The following is a 14543-nucleotide window of genomic DNA, read 5'->3' on the forward strand; positions in this document are numbered from 1 at the left end:
CGGCTCACGCCTCGGGGCCGGCCTCGCCGGGCGCCTCCCGTCCGATCGGTGAGGCGGAGGACTCCGGCGGGTGGTGCCAGGCCCGGCGGGCGTCGGCGAACGCGACGAGCGCCAGCACGACGGCCACCGCGCCCAGCGCCAGCATCGCCGGCAGGGTCGCCAGAGCGGGCACGAGCAGCACCAGGGCCAGCAGGCCGGCCAGCCGGGAGCGGGACACCCGGCCGAAGATCTCGTACTCGAACCGGGACCGGGCGGCCAGGAAGAGCGCCGGACCGCCCGCCACGAAGACCAGCCAGCTCGGCGGGGCCGGATCGTACGGGTGGGCGATGACCAGCTCGTAGCCGACCGCGGCGCTGAGCACGCCGAGCACCATGAACAGATGGGTCTGCGCCGCCGACTCGGCCAGCCGCCCCGGCGCGCCGGCCGTCCGCAACGCCTCCGCCAGCAGGTGACCGGCCCGGTAGAAGTAGATCCGCCACAGCAACGCGGTGATCACGAACGAGATCGCGAACGCCGCGGCCGCCTCGCCGGAGAACTCCTTCCCGCTGTAGGTCAACCCGATGACCAGGATCGACTCGCCGAGCGCGATGAGGAAGATCTGCTGGTAGCGCTCGGCCAGATGCTCCCCGATGATCAGCCACTTCCGGGTGCGCGACGCCCCGATCCGGGGCAGCGGCCAGCCCAGCAACACGCCCAGGTGGTCCACGGCCAGCGCGACCACCCACAGTGCCAGGCGCGGGCCGGGCAGCAGCGCGCCGGCGATCCAGAGCGGGGCGCTGAACCCCGCCCAGGCAGCCAGCCGCAGCGGGACCAGGCGGCGCGGGTGCCCACGCAACGCCACCCCGATCGCCAGCGGCCGGCCGACCATCACCACCACGTACGCGAGCGCGAACGGCAGCGCCCGCTCCTCCAGCGCGCGCGGCAGGGTCACGCCCAGCACCAGGCTGCCGAACATGGTGCCGACCACCACGGCCTGGATGACGGCGCGCTCCGGCTCGTAGCGGCTGGTGACCCAGGTGGTGATCGTCCAGACCTGCCAGAGCACCAGGAACAGCAGCAGCGTCTTGCCCACCTCGGCGGCGACCGCCAGGGCCGAGCCGTCGACGCCGTTGATCAGACGCTCGGAGACCCGGGTCAGCGCGAACACGAAGACCAGGTCGAAGAAGAGCTCCAGGAACGTGGCCCGCCCCGGGCTGGAGGCGCTCCGCAGCAGCGCCCCACCTCGCTGCTCGGTCATCGTCCGCCCCCGCCCCCGTCCTGGCGACCAACGACAAGGGCTGCGACCGGTTGCGGCGGCACGGGGGTCAGCCCTTCGCGGCCTTCGCCTCCGCCTTCATCCGCTGCTTGAACTCGCGTACGCGGCGCAGCGACTCCGGGTCGGTCACGTCGGCCACCGACCGGTGGGCGTCCGCGTCGCCGTAGTCGCCGGCGGCCTCGCGCCAGCCGTCCGGGGTGACGCCGAACCGCTTGCCGAGCAGCGCGACGAAGATCTGCGCCTTCTGCCGGCCGAACCCGGGCAGCTCACCCACCCGGCGCAGCAGTTCCCGGCCGTCGGTCACGTCGGACCAGAGCCGGGCCGGGTCGCCGTCGTAGCGTTCCACGAGCACGCGGCACACCTCCTGCACGCGGGCCGCCATCGCCTTCGGGAAGCGGTGCAGCGCGGGCGGCCGGGCGAAGACCTCCACCAGCGCCTCCGGGTCGTACCCGGCCAGTTCGGCGGCGTCAGGCTCGTGGCCGAGGCGCTGCGCCAGCACGTACGGGGAGGAGAACGCCTTCTCCATCGGCACCTGCTGGTCCAGCACCATGCCGAGGAGCAGGGCCAGCGGGCTGCGCCCCAGCAGCTCGTTGGCCTGCGGGTCGATGGGCAGTGACAGCGTCATGGGGCCATCCTGCCGCCGATCGGGCGGCTCCGTGCACATCCTTGCCGGACGGCGCGTGATGTCCACCGGCCGCGGCTTCGCGATCCGGCTGCCAGTTCGGATCCGTGGGCACCAGGCGGATGTAGTCGTCGCTCACCCGGCTCAGTCTGCCCGGTGAACCGCGGACATCTCCGTGACGTGACGCGGCCCGGTGGATCCCTGGGAGGTCCACCGGGCCGCGGCCCACGGTGCGGTCAGGTCACCGTCGTCGTCAGTTGACGACGAAGAGCAGCCGGTTCGGCGAGCCCGTGCCCGGGCTGGTCACCTTGCCGGTGGTGGCGTTGCTGGTCAGGTAGCTGGCCACCTGAGCCGGGGTGTAGGAGGTGTTCGCGGAGAGCACGAGCGCCGCGGCGCCGGCCACGTGCGGGGACGCCATCGAGGTGCCGCTGATGGAGTTGGTGGCGGTGTCGCTGGTACGCCACGCCGAGGTGATCGACGAGCCCGGCGCGAAGATGTCCACGCAGGAGCCGTAGTTCGAGTACGAGGCACGGGCGTCGGTGCTGGTGGTGGCGCCCACGGTGATCGCCGAGGCGACCCGGGCCGGCGACGAGTTGCAGGCGTTGGCGCTGGAGTTGCCGGCCGCGAGCGCGTACGTGATGCCCGAGTTGATCGAGTTGGCCACCGCGTTGTCCAGCGTGGTGCTGGCGCCGCCGCCGAGGCTCATGTTCGCCACGGCCGGCTTCACCGCGTTCGAGGTGACCCAGTTGACGCCGCTGATCACGCCGGCGGTGGTGCCGCTGCCGGAGCAGTTGAGCACCTTGACGGCCACCAGGCGCACGCCCTTGGCCACGCCGTACTTGGTGCCGCCGACCGTGCCGGCGACGTGCGTGCCGTGGCCGTTGCAGTCGGTGTTGTTGGTGTCCACCGTGTTGGTGCCCCAGGTGGCCCGGCCGCCGAAGTCGCTGTGCGTGGTGCGGATGCCGGTGTCGATGATGTAGGCGCGCACGTTGGTGGCGGTGTTCGGGTAGGTGTAGGTGCTGTTCAGCGGCAGGTTCCGCTGGTCGATCCGGTCCAGGCCCCAGGTGGCCCCGGTCTGGGTGCCCTGGGTGGTCATGACGCGGTCCTGCTCGACGTACGCGACGGCCGGGTCGGCGGCCAGCCGGCGGGCCTGGGCGGGGGTCATCTTGGCGCTGTAGCCGGTGAGAGCGGAGCTCCACACCGTGCCGACGTTGCCGCCGTAGCGCTTGGCCAGGCCGGCGGCCCGGTCCGGCACCGCGGTACGGGCGGCGAGGGTGTTCGCGGTGCCGACCGCGTCGCCCTTGAGCACGACCACGTAGCTGCCGCTGACGGCGTCGGCGGCACCGGCGTACCGGATCTCCCCGGTGGGCGCGGCGAGAGCGGGCGTGGAGGCGGCGGCGGCGAAGGCCGCGGCGGCGGCCGTGACGGCGAGCGCACGCAGCGCGCGGCGCCGGGGAAGGGACACGTCGGGCATCGTCTGGCTCCCTACCGGGGCAGCCCGGTTTGTGGCCGGATCACCCCATCGACGGATGTTGGCAGGAATGCTAACCAGAGATCGACAAACATGAAAGAGATAGTTGCCGATAGATACGGTTCACGTTATGGATCGGCGGGTGCGCGCCACGCCGGACGATGCCCGAGGCAGGATGAGCACGTGGACCGTCACGACATGCTGCTCTCCCCCGCCGGGGTCGACGCGCTGCGCACCGCGCTGACGCTTGCCCGCTTCACCGCCAACGGGATCGCCGACCGCCTGGGCCCGCAGGGCACCGGCGCGGTGGCCCGCAACGACTACCGGGCCGCGCTGCGCGCCACCGAGGACCGGGACCGGCTGGCCACGCTGATCCGGGTCTTCATCTGCGACCAGACCGAGCCGGAGGCGGTGGTGGCCGCCGCGCTGGCCCCGCTGACCGTGGACGAGGCGCTGGCCGGGGGCATCGTCGAACGGCACGGCGACGGCCTGCGCGCCGGGGTGGACCTGGAGCCGTACGGGGACGACTGGTGGGTGCTCGCCGACGTGCCCGCCAGCGCCCGGCCCGGACGGCCGCTGCACGCCGAGCACGTGCTGGGCATCGGCGGCGCCACCCAGACGCTGATCTCGGCCACCGTCCGCCCGACCGTGGACACCGCGCTCGACCTCGGCACCGGCTCCGGCGTCCAGGCGCTGCACCTGGGCACCCACGCGCGCCGGGTCACCGCCACCGACGTCTCCGAGCGGGCACTGCGGTTCGCCGCGACCACCGCCGCCCTCAACGGGCAGGACTGGGAGCTGCTGCGCGGCGACATGGTCGCCCCGGTGGCCGGGCGCCGCTTCGACCTGGTGGTCAGCAACCCGCCGTTCGTGGTCGGCCCGGGCACCACCACGCACGTATACCGCGACTCCGGCCGGGTCGGCGACGCGATCGGCGCGGAGCTGGCCGCTGCCGCGCCGGACCTGCTCACCGAGGGCGGCACCATGCAGTACCTGGCGAACTGGGTGCACGTCACCGGCGAGGACTGGGCCGAGCGGGTCACCGGCTGGTTCGCCGGCACCGGCCTGGACGCCTGGGTGATCCAGCGCGAGGTGGCCGACCCGATGGCGTACGTGAACCTCTGGCTCACCGACGTCGGCGAGAGCGCGGACCCGCAGCGGATGGCGGCGTGGCTGGACTGGTTCGACGCGCACAAGGTGGAGGCGATCGGCTTCGGCATCGTCTCGCTGCGCCGCTCCGGCCACGACCAGCCGATCGTCCGGGTGGAGGACCTGCGCCAGCGGGTCGAGCCGCCGCTCGGCGACCGGATCGGCGAGTGGTTCACCAGGCAGGACTGGCTGCGCGCCCAGGGCGCCCAGGGTCTGCTGGCCGCCCGTTACCGCGCCGCCGAAGGGCTCCAGCTGCGGCAGGAGGCCACCATGGGCGACGAGGGCTGGGCGGTGGACCGGCAGGTCCTGGCCATGCCGCGCGGGCTGCGCTGGTCGGAGGAGATCGACCCGCTGGTGCTCGCCCTGGTCGGCGGCGCCGACGGCCGGCTGCCGCTGCGCGACCAGCTCGCCCTGCTCGCCGCCGCGCACGACGTGACCCCGGACGAGCTGGCCGAGGCGGCCGGGCCCATCGTGGCGCACCTGGTCGAGCGCGGCATCGTCGAGCCGGTGACCGACTGATGCGGGCCGTGGTGCAGACCGTCGGCCGGGCCCGGGTGACTGTCGACGACGAGGTGACCGGTGAGATCACCGACGGGCTGCTGGTGCTGCTCGGCGTCACCCACACCGACACCCCGCAGGTGGCCGCCACGATGGCCCGCAAGCTGCACGAGCTGCGCATCCTCGACGACGAGCGCAGCGCCGCGGACGTCGGGGCGCCGCTGCTCGTGGTCAGCCAGTTCACGCTCTACGGCGACGCCCGCAAGGGCCGGCGGCCGAGCTGGACCGCCGCCGCTCCCGCCGAGGTGGCCGAACCCCTGGTGGACGCCGTGGTCGAGCAGCTGCGGTCCCGGGGCGCGAAGGTGGAGACCGGCCGGTTCCGCGCCCACATGCTGGTGGAGAGCGTCAACGTCGGTCCCCGGACCCTCGTGCTCGACCTCTAGAAGAACAGGCCCCGGCGGGACAGCGACTGCCGCAACCAGCCGTCGAGCTGGGCGGCCCAGTCCGTGTGGTCCGCGGTCGCGTGATCCACGGTGAACCGGCCGAACGCGTCGCGGCCCTCGGTGAACAGGCCGCCCCGCTTGTCCAGCTCCAGCACCACGTGGACCTGGCGCGGATCGGTCACGAAGGTGACCTCCAGCTGGTTCATCGCGCCCGCGTACTGCGGCGCCGGGTAGAACTCGATCTCCTGGTAGAACGGCAACTGCTGGTGCAGGCCGTAGATGTGTCCGCGCTCGACGTCGGCACGGGCGAAGCGGAAGCCCAGCCGCAGCAGCGCCTCCAGCAGCCGCTCGTGGGCCGGCAGCGGGTGCACCGCCACCGGGTCCAGGTCACCCTTGTCCATCGCCCGCGCCACCTCCAGCTCGGTACGCAGACCCATGGTCATGCCGTGCAGGTGCTGGCCGTACAGGTCGGTCAGCGGGGTCTCCCAGGGCACCTGGAAGCGGAACGGCACGTCGTGACGCTGCCCCGGCTCCAGCCGGAACGCACCCGTCATCTGGGCCCGGCCGAACTCCTGGTTGACGTCGTACTCGCTGTCGGAGCTCTCCACCTCGACCCGCGTGACCAGGCCGAGTGCGATGTAGCTCACGTCCACCGGGTGGTCACCGCCGACCACCTGAATCCGGCCCTCCAGAACGCCGCCCGGGCGGCAGTTCGGGTTGGCCAGCACCGTCTCCACCGACGGTCCGCCCACACCCATCGCCTGCATGAGCCGCTTGAAGACCACCACGTTCTCCGATCGTCAGTGCCGGGCCGGCCCCGACGGCCGGTCGGTGGCACGGTAACCGCGCCGGGCAAGGGAATGCCGGATTCCCACGTGGATTCCTGTCGGGTCCCCGATCGCCTCACTCCCGTCTCACGCCCCGACCGCCAAGCTGTCTGTCATCGGCCCCCACCGCGTGGGCGGCACGGGACCGGTAGGCACGTCGGACACGGGGAGAACAGAGATGACCCAGCAGATGATCGAGCACCAGGACATGGACGTCACCCTCACGGACCTCGACGCCACCGACGAGCGCGGCGTCTCCACCGACCTGGTCCGGGCGTACCTGAACGGCATCGGCCGCACGAAGCTGCTCACCGCGGCGCAGGAGGTCGAGCTGAGCAAGCGGATCGAGGCCGGCCTCTTCGCCGAGGAGAAGCTGGCCACCTGCACCCCCGTCTCCGCCGAGCTGCGCGCGGACCTGGCGCTGATCGCGGCCGAGGGCCGCGCCGCCAAGGACCACCTGCTGGAGGCCAACCTGCGGCTGGTGGTGAGCATCGCCAAGCGCTACACCGGTCGCGGCATGGCCTTCCTCGACCTCATCCAGGAAGGCAACCTCGGCCTCATCCGCGCCGTCGAGAAGTTCGACTACACAAAGGGCTACAAGTTCTCCACCTACGCCACCTGGTGGATCCGCCAGGCCATCACCCGCGCCATGGCCGACCAGGCCCGCACCATCCGCATCCCCGTGCACATGGTCGAGCAGGTCAACCGGATGGTCCGGGTACGCCGGGAGCTGTCGGTGTCGCTGGGCCGCGAGCCCACGGTCAGCGAGGTGGCCAAGGCGCTGGAGATCCCCGAGTTCCAGGTGATCGAACTGATCTCCTACGACCGGGAGCCGGTCAGCCTGGACCAGGCCGTCGGCGAGGACGGCGAGAGCGCGCTCGGTGACTTCGTCGCCGCCGTCGACCCGCGTACCGAGCCCGGTGACGCCGCCACCAACGGCGAGCTGCGCAACGAGGTCCGCATCGTGCTGGCCACGCTGTCCCAGCGGGAGCAGGCGGTGATCCGGCTGCGCTTCGGCCTGGACGACGGCCGGCAGCGCACGCTGGACGAGGTCGGCCGCGAGTTCGGCCTGTCCCGGGAGCGGATCCGGCAGATCGAGAAGGTGACGTTGCTGAAGCTGCGCGACCCGGAGCGGGCGAACCGGCTGGAGGCGTACGCCTGCTGAGCCACCCCTACCCCGACAGGCCCCGGCGGTTCGCCGGGGCCTGTCGCGCTTGATACGCCGGCCACGCCCCACCACCCTGAGACGATGAACTGGACGCTGGAAGTGGTGGTCGTACCGGTCTCCGACGTGGACCGGGCCAAGGAGTTCTACGCGCAACGGCTCGGCTTCGCCGTCGACCACGACACCGATCTCGGCGGAATGGGGCGGATCGTGCAACTCACTCCCCCGGGCTCCGGCTGCTCGATCGTCTTCGGCCGAGGCGTCGTACCGGAGATGCCGCCGGGCTCACTCAAGGGCCTGCAACTCGTCGTGGCCGACCTGGAGCAGGCGCGCGCCGAACTGGTCGAGCGGGGCGTCGAGGTGAGCGAGATCCAGGTGATGGGCCAGAACCCGCACCCGGTGCCGCACCCGCTGGACAACGTCGGCTTCGTCTTCTTCCGCGACCCCGACGGCAACGGGTGGTCGGTGCAGCAGATCTCCGCCCGCGGCTGAGCGCTGCGGCGCCCGCGGGCGGGCGCTGCGGGTCGCCCGGGCGGGCGCTGCGGGTCGCCCGGGCGGGCGCTGCGGGTCGCCCGGGCGGGCGCTGTTAAGAAGGGGCCCTTCCTCTACCGGAGGCGTTAATAAGGGGCCCTTCCTTACAAGCGGCGCGGGCCGGTGTCCGGGCGGGCGGCCTCCACGCCGGTGCGCACAGTGGCGTGCAGCACCGAGATGCCGTCCGGCCGGGCCAGCACCGGGTTGAGCGTGAGCGACCGCACCCGGGGCTGCTCGTCGGCGAGCCGGCCGACCCGCACCAGCAGGTCGACCAGGGCCGCCCGGTCCACCGGCGCCGCGCCCCGGTGCCCGCGCAGCAGCGGCGCCGCCCGGGGCTCGTCGACCAGCTCGGCGGCGTCCCGGTCGGTCAGCGGCACCGCGCGCCACGCCCGGTCGCCGAGCAGCTCGGTCGCCACGCCACCCAGCCCGAACCCGACCACCGGCCCGAACGCCGGATCCTCCACCAGCTCCACCACGCACGCCACGCCCGGCGCGACCATCGGCTGCACCAGCACCTCCGCGCCGAACACCGGGGCCATCTCGGCATACGCGCGGCGCAGCGCGGCGGCGTCGGCCAGGTCGAGGCGTACCGCGCCGAGGTCGAGGCGGTGCCGCAGCCCGGGGGCGGCGGCCTTGAGCGCCACCGGCCAGCCGAGCCGGTCCCCCACCGCCGCCGCCTCCTCGGCCGAGCGGGCCGGCACCGAGTCCACCACGTCGATCCCGTACGCGCGCAGCAACGCCGCCGAGTCGGCGCCGTCCGGGCGCAGCGCGGCGTGCCCGGCCGCCCGGTCCACGTCGGCCAGTTCCGGCAGCACACCGGGTGGCCGGCGCAGCCAGTCCGCGTACGCGGTGACCCGGCCCAGCGCGCGTACCGCCTCCTCCACGCTCGGGTACGCCGGCACGCCGGCCGGCACCAGCCCGGCCAGGAACGTCGCCACCACCGGTTTGCCGGTGACCCGCGCGTCGGGCAGCGCCGCCGCGAAGTCGGCCACCGGATCGGCGAGCTGGCCCGGCAGCGGCGGCGCGAACACGGCCACCACGGCGTCCACCCGCTCGTCGGCCACCGCGTCACGGAGCGCGGCGGCGTACGCGGCGGCCCCGGCGCTCGGCCCCACGTCCCGCGGGTAGCCGTCGGCGACTGTCAGCCGCTGGGCGGCGCACGCGGTCGCGGCGAGCCCGGTCAGCGCCGACGAGTTGCCCACCACCGCCACCCGCCGCCCGGCCGGCAGCGGCTGGTGGGCCAGCAGCACGCCCACGTCGAGCAGTTCGGAGACGGTGTCCACCCGGATCACCCCGGACTGGGCGAACAGCGCGCTCACCGCCGCCGCGTCCAGCGCCGGCGCCTCCCCCACGCCCGGCGAGCGGGCCAGCGAGGCGAGCGCCACCACCGGCTTGCGGCGGCCGATGCGCCGGGCCAGCCGGGCGAACTTGCGCGGGTTGCCGAACGTCTCCAGATAGAGCGTGATGACGTCGGTGGCCGGGTCGTCCTGCCAGTACTGGAGCAGGTCGTTGCCGGACACGTCGGCCCGGTTGCCGGCCGAGACGAAACTGGACAGCCCGAGCCCGCGCCGGGACGCCTCGGCGAGCAGCGCCACCCCGAACGCGCCGGACTGGCTGAACACGCCGACCCGGCCCGCCGCGGGCAGCACCGGCGCGAGCGTGGCGTTGAGGCGTACCGCCGGGTCGGTGTTGGCGACACCGAGGCAGTTCGGGCCGACCACGCGCATGCCGGCCAGGTGCGCGGCGCGGACCAGCGCGCGCTGCGCCGCCGCGCCGGCCGGACCGGACTCGGCGAACCCGGCCGAGATCACCACGAGGCCGTGCGCGCCCGCGCGGGCGGCGTCGCGCACCACGTCGGTCACCGCGTCCGGCGGGACCGCCACCACGGCGAGGTCGACGTCCTGACCGGCGTCGGCCGCCGAGGGGTACGCGGGCAGCCCCGCCACCGTCGACGCGCTCGGGTGCACCGGCACGATCGCACCGGCGAAGCCGCCGTCGCGCAGGTGCCCGAGCAGCGCCGCGCCGACGCCCTGGCCGGTGGTGCTGGCGCCGTAGACGGCGATGCCGCGCGGCGCGAGCAGCCGGGCGATCGACCGGGCCTCGGTGCGGTGCTCCCGGCCGCGCTGCACCTCAAGGGTCGCCTCGGTGGGTGCGATCGGGAAGCTCAGGTGCACCACACCGTCGGCGTACTGGCGCTGGACCTGGTAGCCGAAGTCGGCGAAGACGCGCAGCATCGCGCCGTTGGCCGGGAGCACCTCGGCGACGAAGTGCACGATGCCGTGGCGCCCGGCCGCGTCGGCCAGGTGCTCCAGCAGCACCGAGCCGATGCCCCGGCCCTGGTAGGCGTCCTCGACCACGAACGCCACCTCGGCCTCCGGCGAGGCGGGGCCGAGGCGCTCGTACCGGCCGACGGCGACGATCCGCTCGCCGGCCAGCACCACGAACGCCTCCCGGTCGCGGTGGTCGACGTTGACGAAACGCTTCAGGTCGCGTTCGGGGATGCGCGGGTACGGCGAGAAGTACCGCAGGTATCGGGTGCGCTCCGAGAAGCGGCCGTGCATCGCCACGATCTCGGGCGCGTCCTCGGGACGGATCTGTCGCAGCTGGACGGTCGTGCCGTCGCTGAGCAGCACGTCCACCGGTTGTTCGACGGTGGTCACCGGTCGGTCCTCCCCTGCCGCCGGCTCAGTCGCGCGGATCGTGCGGGTCGAGCCCGAGCAGCGGGAAGACGGCCTTGCGGGTGGCCGCGACGGCCCGGTCCACCGCGTTCGGCTCTCCGCTGGGCTGCCACGGCAGGTACGACGGGTCGACGCCGTCGGTCATCCGCACCGGCACCTCGTGCCCGGGTCGCCGCCGGGCGGCCAGCTCCCGCCAGCCGGGCGGGGTCAGCGTGGCCGGGTCGACCGGCTCGCCGGTGGCGATCGCGAGCAGGTGCGTCCAGGCCCGGGGCACCACCTCGACCAGCGCGTACCCGCCGCCGCCGGTGGCGACCCAGCGGCCGTCGCACAGCTCGTCGGCGAGCGCCCGCAGCGTGCGGTACGTGGCCCGTTGCCCGTCCACCGACAGGTGCAGGTCGGCCAGCGGGTCCTTGCGGTGCCCGTCCGCGCCGCACTGGGTGACCAGCACCTGCGGCCGGTACGCGCGCAGCACCGACGGCACGACCGCGTGGAACGCCCGCTGCCAGCCGGCGTCGCCGACCCCCGGCGGCAGCGGCACGTTGACGGCGGTGCCCTCCGCGCCCGGCCCGCCGGTCTCGTCCGGGAACCCGGTGCCGGGGAACAGCGCGAGCGGCGTCTCGTGCAGGCTCACGGTGAGCACCCGCGGGTCGCGGTAGAAGATCTCCTGCACGCCGTCGCCGTGGTGCACGTCCACGTCCACGTACGCGATCCGCTGCGCGCCGAGGTCGAGCAGGCGGGCGATGGCCACGGCCGGGTCGTTGTAGACGCAGAACCCGGCGGCCCGGGCGGGCATGGCGTGGTGCAGCCCGCCGGCCACGCTCACCGCGCGCCGGGCGTCGCCGCGCCACACCGCCTCGGCGGCGGCCGTCGTGGCGCCGGCGATCAGCGCGCTGGCCTCGTGCATCCCGTCGAAGACCGGATTGTCCGAGGTGCCCAGACCGAAGCCGGCGAACAGCGGGTCACGCGGCGCGGACCGGACCGCGTCCAGGTAGGCCGGATCGTGTACGCGGGTGAGCAGCGCGTCGTCGGCCGGCTCGGGCTTGACCAGCCGCACGCCGGGCCGGTCCAGCACACCCAGCTCGCGGGCGAGTGCCATGGTCAGCTCGACCCGCACCGGGTCGAGGGGATGGTCGCCCATGTCGTAGGCGAGGAGAGCCTCGTCCCACACCACCACCGTGTCGTCGGCCATGCGGCCATCGTCGCACGTGGGCCCGGGTGCGCCCACCCGACGTACGCTCACCGGCCGGACGTGCCACCGGTCGCGACCGGACGGTCCGGGTCGGCCACCCACTCGCTCCACGAGCCGACGTACAACGCGGCGTCCGGTCGGCCGGCCAGGTGCAACGCGAGCACCGCCTGCGCGGCGGTCACTCCAGAGCCGCAGTACGCGCCGACCGGCGCGTCCGCGTCCACCCCGGCGGCGGCGAACCGCTCCCGCAGCGCCTCGACGCCGGCGAACCTGCCCTGCGTGACGTACTCCGGTGCGGGCACGTTCACCGCGCCCGGCACGTGCCCGGCGATCGGGTCGACCGGCTCGTGCTCGCCCCGGTAGCGCGGCGCGGCCCGTACGTCCAGCAGCACGCCGGGCTCGGCGGCGGCGAGCCGGGCGGCCTGCGCGGCGTCGAGCACCGGCAACGCGCCGGGCACCACCGTCACGTCACCGGGCGCCGGAGCGGGCACGCTCGTGTCGACCGGCAGCCCGGCGGCCGTCCAGGCGGGGAAGCCGCCGTGCAGCACCCGCACCTGCCGGTGCCCCGCCCAGCGCAGCGTCCACCAGGCGCGGGCGGCGGACATCCCGTCGCCGCCGTCGTACACCACCACGGGATGACCGGCGCGGACGCCCGCGGCCCGCAGCGCGGCCCGCAACGCCGCCGGGTCCGGAAGCGGATGCCGCCCGGCGGCGCCCGGCCGCCCGCACAGCTCGGTGTCCAGGTCGACGAAGACCGCGCCGGGCAGGTGGCCGGCGGCGTAGTCCTCGCGGCCGGGCGGGCCGGCCAGCCGCCAGCGGACGTCGAGCAGGGTCGGCGGGTCGGCGTGGTCGAGTTCGGCGGCGAGCCGGTCGGGCTCGACCAGCAGGTCTGCGGTGGCGGGCATGCGGTCCAGTCAACACCATCCGGGCCGCCACCTCCGGCTTCGCCTGCGTCGATGGCCGGTGGGAGCGGGTACCATCGGGGGCCGGGAGGCCGTAGACGTGAAGCACGACCTTGTTGACACCACCGAGATGTACCTGCGCACCATCCTCGAACTCGAGGAGGAGGGGGTGCCGCCGCTGCGTGCCCGCATCGCCGAGCGGCTGAAGCAGAGTGGCCCGACCGTCAGCCAGACCGTCGCCCGCATGGAGCGCGACGGCCTGCTCACCGTCGAGGGCGACCGGCACCTGACCCTCACGCCGCAGGGCCGCAGCACCGCCGTGTCGGTGATGCGCAAGCACCGGCTGGCCGAGCTGCTGCTGGTCAACGTGATCGGGATGCCCTACGAGGAGGCCCACGAGGAGGCCTGCCGGTGGGAGCACGTGATGAGCGACGCGGTGGAGAAGCGGGTTTTCGACCTGCTCAACCGCCCGACCCGCTCGCCGTACGGCAACCCGATCCCGGGCCTGGAGGAGCTGGGTGACCCGGGCCTGGTGCCCGCCGACGCCGTCGAGGGTGAGCGCAACCTGGCCTTCCCCGGCCTGTCCGGCACCGTCGTGGTGCGGCGGATCTGCGAAAGCGTGCAGACCGACTCGGACGTGCTCCGGCAGTTGCACGCCGCCGGCGTCGACCCGGGCGCGACGGTGACTGTGGCGCAGGAACGCGACGCCGTCTCGATCGACCGCTCCGGTGACCGGGTCCGGCTGCCCCGCGAGGTGGCGTCCCGGGTGTTCGTCGCGGCCCGCTGACTCTCCGGCGGCCCTGACGTCCCGTCAGAGCTGCTATGGCGACCTTCGGTCAGAGCTGCTATGGCGACCTCCGGTCAGAGCTGCCTTGTGTCGATCACCTTGGCCAGCGTGACCAGCTTGCCGGCCGTCTTGTCCGCCTCCGCCTTCGCGGTGCCGGGCGGGGCGGTCCAGCGCAGCGTGGCGAGCCGGCCCTCGGTGGCCAGCCAGCCGACCTCGGCGGCCGGTCCGGACTTCGCGGTCTTGGGCAGCGTGCGCCGGTAGGCGGCCTTGCCCAGCTTGCTGATCTTCGCCGCGCCGCTGGGCTGCACGTCCAAGGTGAACGTGGCCGCGTCGATCGACGTCTCCGTCACCGACAGCGTCAGCTCCGGCAGCACCGCCCTCGCCGCGCGGACCACACAGGTGTGGGTGTCGCCCCGCTCCGTGGCCGCCGCCACATCGAACGTGCCGCCGGTGTGCTCGGCGATCACCGCGAAGTCGAGCAGCCGGCACGCCCCGCCCGAGGACGCCGCCGCCACCGGGACCGGCGGGGGCGGAGCGGGCGGTCCGGACCCGGTCGGCGCCTCCTCGGCGCAGCCGGCGGCGAGCAGGACGGCCGGAACGGCCAGCCAGATTCGGGCGCGCACGGGAGACCTCCGCGGTCGGCGGCGGGTCCGACCCGCCGGAGTTCCGTCGGACACCGTACGGGGTGCCCCAGCGGGGACGGAAGCCCCTAATCGGCCACGTACGGACAGTGCCGGCAGCCTCGCCCGCAGCACGTGCCGCGCCTCGCCAGGAAGCCCGCGCTGAGCACGAACAGCCCGGTCTCCGGGTCCAGGTAGCCGGCCTCCCCGGCGGCCAGTGCGGCGGCGTGCGCGGCCAGGATTCGTTCCCGCTCCGGGTGGTCCGGCGACAGCCGCGACGGGTGCGGTTCGGTCAGGGGCCGGTCCGCCAGCTCGTCACGCACCGCTGGAGTCTACGGAGTAGCCTCCTTACCCTCGCGCGACGCCCTGGGTGCTCACGCCGGTACCTCCCGTCGCGCCGGCCGTT

The 14543-nt window shown here is 74.2% G+C and carries 14 protein-coding genes; 5 read left to right on the plus strand and 9 right to left on the minus strand.

Annotation, left to right across the window (positions count from 1 at the left end):
• Positions 1 to 4: 4 nt before the first annotated feature.
• The 3 genes from AB0C17_RS00610 to AB0C17_RS00620 all read right to left on the minus strand — a co-directional run bounded on the left by AB0C17_RS00610 (position 5) and on the right by AB0C17_RS00620 (position 3351).
• Entirely contained in the window at positions 5 to 1237 is a 1233-nt protein-coding gene (locus AB0C17_RS00610) for a low temperature requirement protein A (protein ID WP_357382640.1), read from the minus strand.
• A 67-nt stretch (positions 1238 to 1304) separates the two neighbouring features.
• Positions 1305 to 1880 carry an HhH-GPD-type base excision DNA repair protein gene (locus AB0C17_RS00615; protein WP_357382638.1) on the minus strand — a complete coding sequence of 192 codons (576 nt, stop codon included), beginning with the start codon at positions 1878 to 1880 and terminating at the stop codon, positions 1305 to 1307.
• A 250-nt stretch (positions 1881 to 2130) separates the two neighbouring features.
• Entirely contained in the window at positions 2131 to 3351 is a 1221-nt protein-coding gene (locus AB0C17_RS00620) for a S8 family peptidase (protein WP_357382636.1), read from the minus strand.
• A 180-nt stretch (positions 3352 to 3531) separates the two neighbouring features.
• Here AB0C17_RS00620 and AB0C17_RS00625 point away from each other — a divergent pair, with 180 nt between their 5' ends.
• Together AB0C17_RS00625 and dtd are read left to right on the plus strand one after the other, a co-directional pair.
• Positions 3532 to 5016: a methyltransferase gene (locus AB0C17_RS00625; RefSeq protein ID WP_357476131.1), complete on the plus strand. Its 1485-nt coding sequence runs from the start codon at positions 3532 to 3534 to the stop codon at positions 5014 to 5016.
• On the plus strand, positions 5016 to 5438 hold the full coding sequence (gene dtd / locus AB0C17_RS00630) for a D-aminoacyl-tRNA deacylase (RefSeq protein WP_357476133.1): 423 nt from the start codon (positions 5016 to 5018) through the stop codon (positions 5436 to 5438). Before AB0C17_RS00625 ends, dtd begins: the two co-directional genes overlap by 1 nt.
• On the opposite strand, the gene AB0C17_RS00635 is transcribed toward dtd, so the two are convergent.
• The gene (locus tag AB0C17_RS00635) at positions 5435 to 6223 is read right to left on the minus strand and encodes a sporulation protein (RefSeq protein WP_357382778.1); all 789 of its coding nucleotides are present in this window, start codon (positions 6221 to 6223) and stop codon (positions 5435 to 5437) included. The genes dtd and AB0C17_RS00635 overlap by 4 nt on opposite strands.
• 220 nt (positions 6224 to 6443) lie before the next feature.
• Between AB0C17_RS00635 and sigB the strand changes: the two genes are divergently transcribed.
• Together sigB and AB0C17_RS00645 are read left to right on the plus strand one after the other, a co-directional pair.
• Entirely contained in the window at positions 6444 to 7430 is a 987-nt protein-coding gene (gene sigB, locus AB0C17_RS00640) for an RNA polymerase sigma factor SigB (RefSeq protein ID WP_184683375.1), read from the plus strand.
• Positions 7431 to 7514: 84 nt separating this feature from the next.
• Positions 7515 to 7922, plus strand: coding sequence for a VOC family protein (locus AB0C17_RS00645; protein ID WP_357382630.1), 408 nt, complete (start codon positions 7515 to 7517; stop codon positions 7920 to 7922).
• A 143-nt stretch (positions 7923 to 8065) separates the two neighbouring features.
• On the opposite strand, the gene AB0C17_RS00650 is transcribed toward AB0C17_RS00645, so the two are convergent.
• From AB0C17_RS00650 to AB0C17_RS00660, 3 genes are read right to left on the minus strand one after another with little or no spacing between them, the layout of a single operon-like run.
• The gene (locus AB0C17_RS00650) at positions 8066 to 10621 is read right to left on the minus strand and encodes a GNAT family N-acetyltransferase (RefSeq protein ID WP_357476135.1); all 2556 of its coding nucleotides are present in this window, start codon (positions 10619 to 10621) and stop codon (positions 8066 to 8068) included.
• A 25-nt stretch (positions 10622 to 10646) separates the two neighbouring features.
• Positions 10647 to 11828 carry an acetoin utilization protein AcuC gene (locus tag AB0C17_RS00655; RefSeq protein WP_357476137.1) on the minus strand — a complete coding sequence of 394 codons (1182 nt, stop codon included), beginning with the start codon at positions 11826 to 11828 and terminating at the stop codon, positions 10647 to 10649.
• 47 nt (positions 11829 to 11875) lie between these two features.
• Positions 11876 to 12733, minus strand: a complete 858-nt coding sequence (locus tag AB0C17_RS00660; RefSeq protein WP_357476139.1) for a sulfurtransferase — start codon at positions 12731 to 12733, stop codon at positions 11876 to 11878.
• A 97-nt stretch (positions 12734 to 12830) separates the two neighbouring features.
• Here AB0C17_RS00660 and AB0C17_RS00665 point away from each other — a divergent pair, with 97 nt between their 5' ends.
• Positions 12831 to 13517 (plus strand): metal-dependent transcriptional regulator, encoded by a 687-nt coding sequence (locus tag AB0C17_RS00665; RefSeq protein WP_357476141.1) that lies wholly within the window; start codon positions 12831 to 12833, stop codon positions 13515 to 13517.
• A 74-nt stretch (positions 13518 to 13591) separates the two neighbouring features.
• Here AB0C17_RS00665 and AB0C17_RS00670 read toward each other — a convergent pair whose 3' ends face one another.
• Both AB0C17_RS00670 and AB0C17_RS00675 read right to left on the minus strand, forming a co-directional pair.
• Complete coding sequence (locus tag AB0C17_RS00670; protein WP_357382622.1) at positions 13592 to 14140, minus strand: hypothetical protein; 549 nt, start codon at positions 14138 to 14140, stop codon at positions 13592 to 13594.
• An 86-nt stretch (positions 14141 to 14226) separates the two neighbouring features.
• On the minus strand, positions 14227 to 14460 hold the full coding sequence (locus tag AB0C17_RS00675) for a DUF5522 domain-containing protein (RefSeq protein WP_357382620.1): 234 nt from the start codon (positions 14458 to 14460) through the stop codon (positions 14227 to 14229).
• Between the last annotated feature and the right edge of the window lie 83 nt (positions 14461 to 14543).

Origin of the sequence: Micromonospora sp. NPDC048887 (assembly GCF_040649715.1) — a bacterium.
Taxonomy (GTDB): Bacteria; Actinomycetota; Actinomycetes; order Mycobacteriales; family Micromonosporaceae; genus Micromonospora.

What these genes read in the sequence shown, in the direction of transcription:
- AB0C17_RS00610 (WP_357382640.1), bottom strand. Translation starts at nt 1,237, where the DNA reads ATGACCGAGCAGCGAGGTGGGGCGCTGCTGCGGAGCGCCTCCAGCCCG.
- AB0C17_RS00620 (WP_357382636.1), bottom strand. Translation starts at nt 3,351, where the DNA reads ATGCCCGACGTGTCCCTTCCCCGGCGCCGCGCGCTGCGTGCGCTCGCC.
- dtd (WP_357476133.1), top strand. Translation starts at nt 5,016, where the DNA reads ATGCGGGCCGTGGTGCAGACCGTCGGCCGGGCCCGGGTGACTGTCGAC.
- AB0C17_RS00655 (WP_357476137.1), bottom strand. Translation starts at nt 11,828, where the DNA reads ATGGCCGACGACACGGTGGTGGTGTGGGACGAGGCTCTCCTCGCCTAC.
- AB0C17_RS00615 (WP_357382638.1), bottom strand. Translation starts at nt 1,880, where the DNA reads ATGACGCTGTCACTGCCCATCGACCCGCAGGCCAACGAGCTGCTGGGG.
- sigB (WP_184683375.1), top strand. Translation starts at nt 6,444, where the DNA reads ATGACCCAGCAGATGATCGAGCACCAGGACATGGACGTCACCCTCACG.
- AB0C17_RS00645 (WP_357382630.1), top strand. Translation starts at nt 7,515, where the DNA reads ATGAACTGGACGCTGGAAGTGGTGGTCGTACCGGTCTCCGACGTGGAC.
- AB0C17_RS00660 (WP_357476139.1), bottom strand. Translation starts at nt 12,733, where the DNA reads ATGCCCGCCACCGCAGACCTGCTGGTCGAGCCCGACCGGCTCGCCGCC.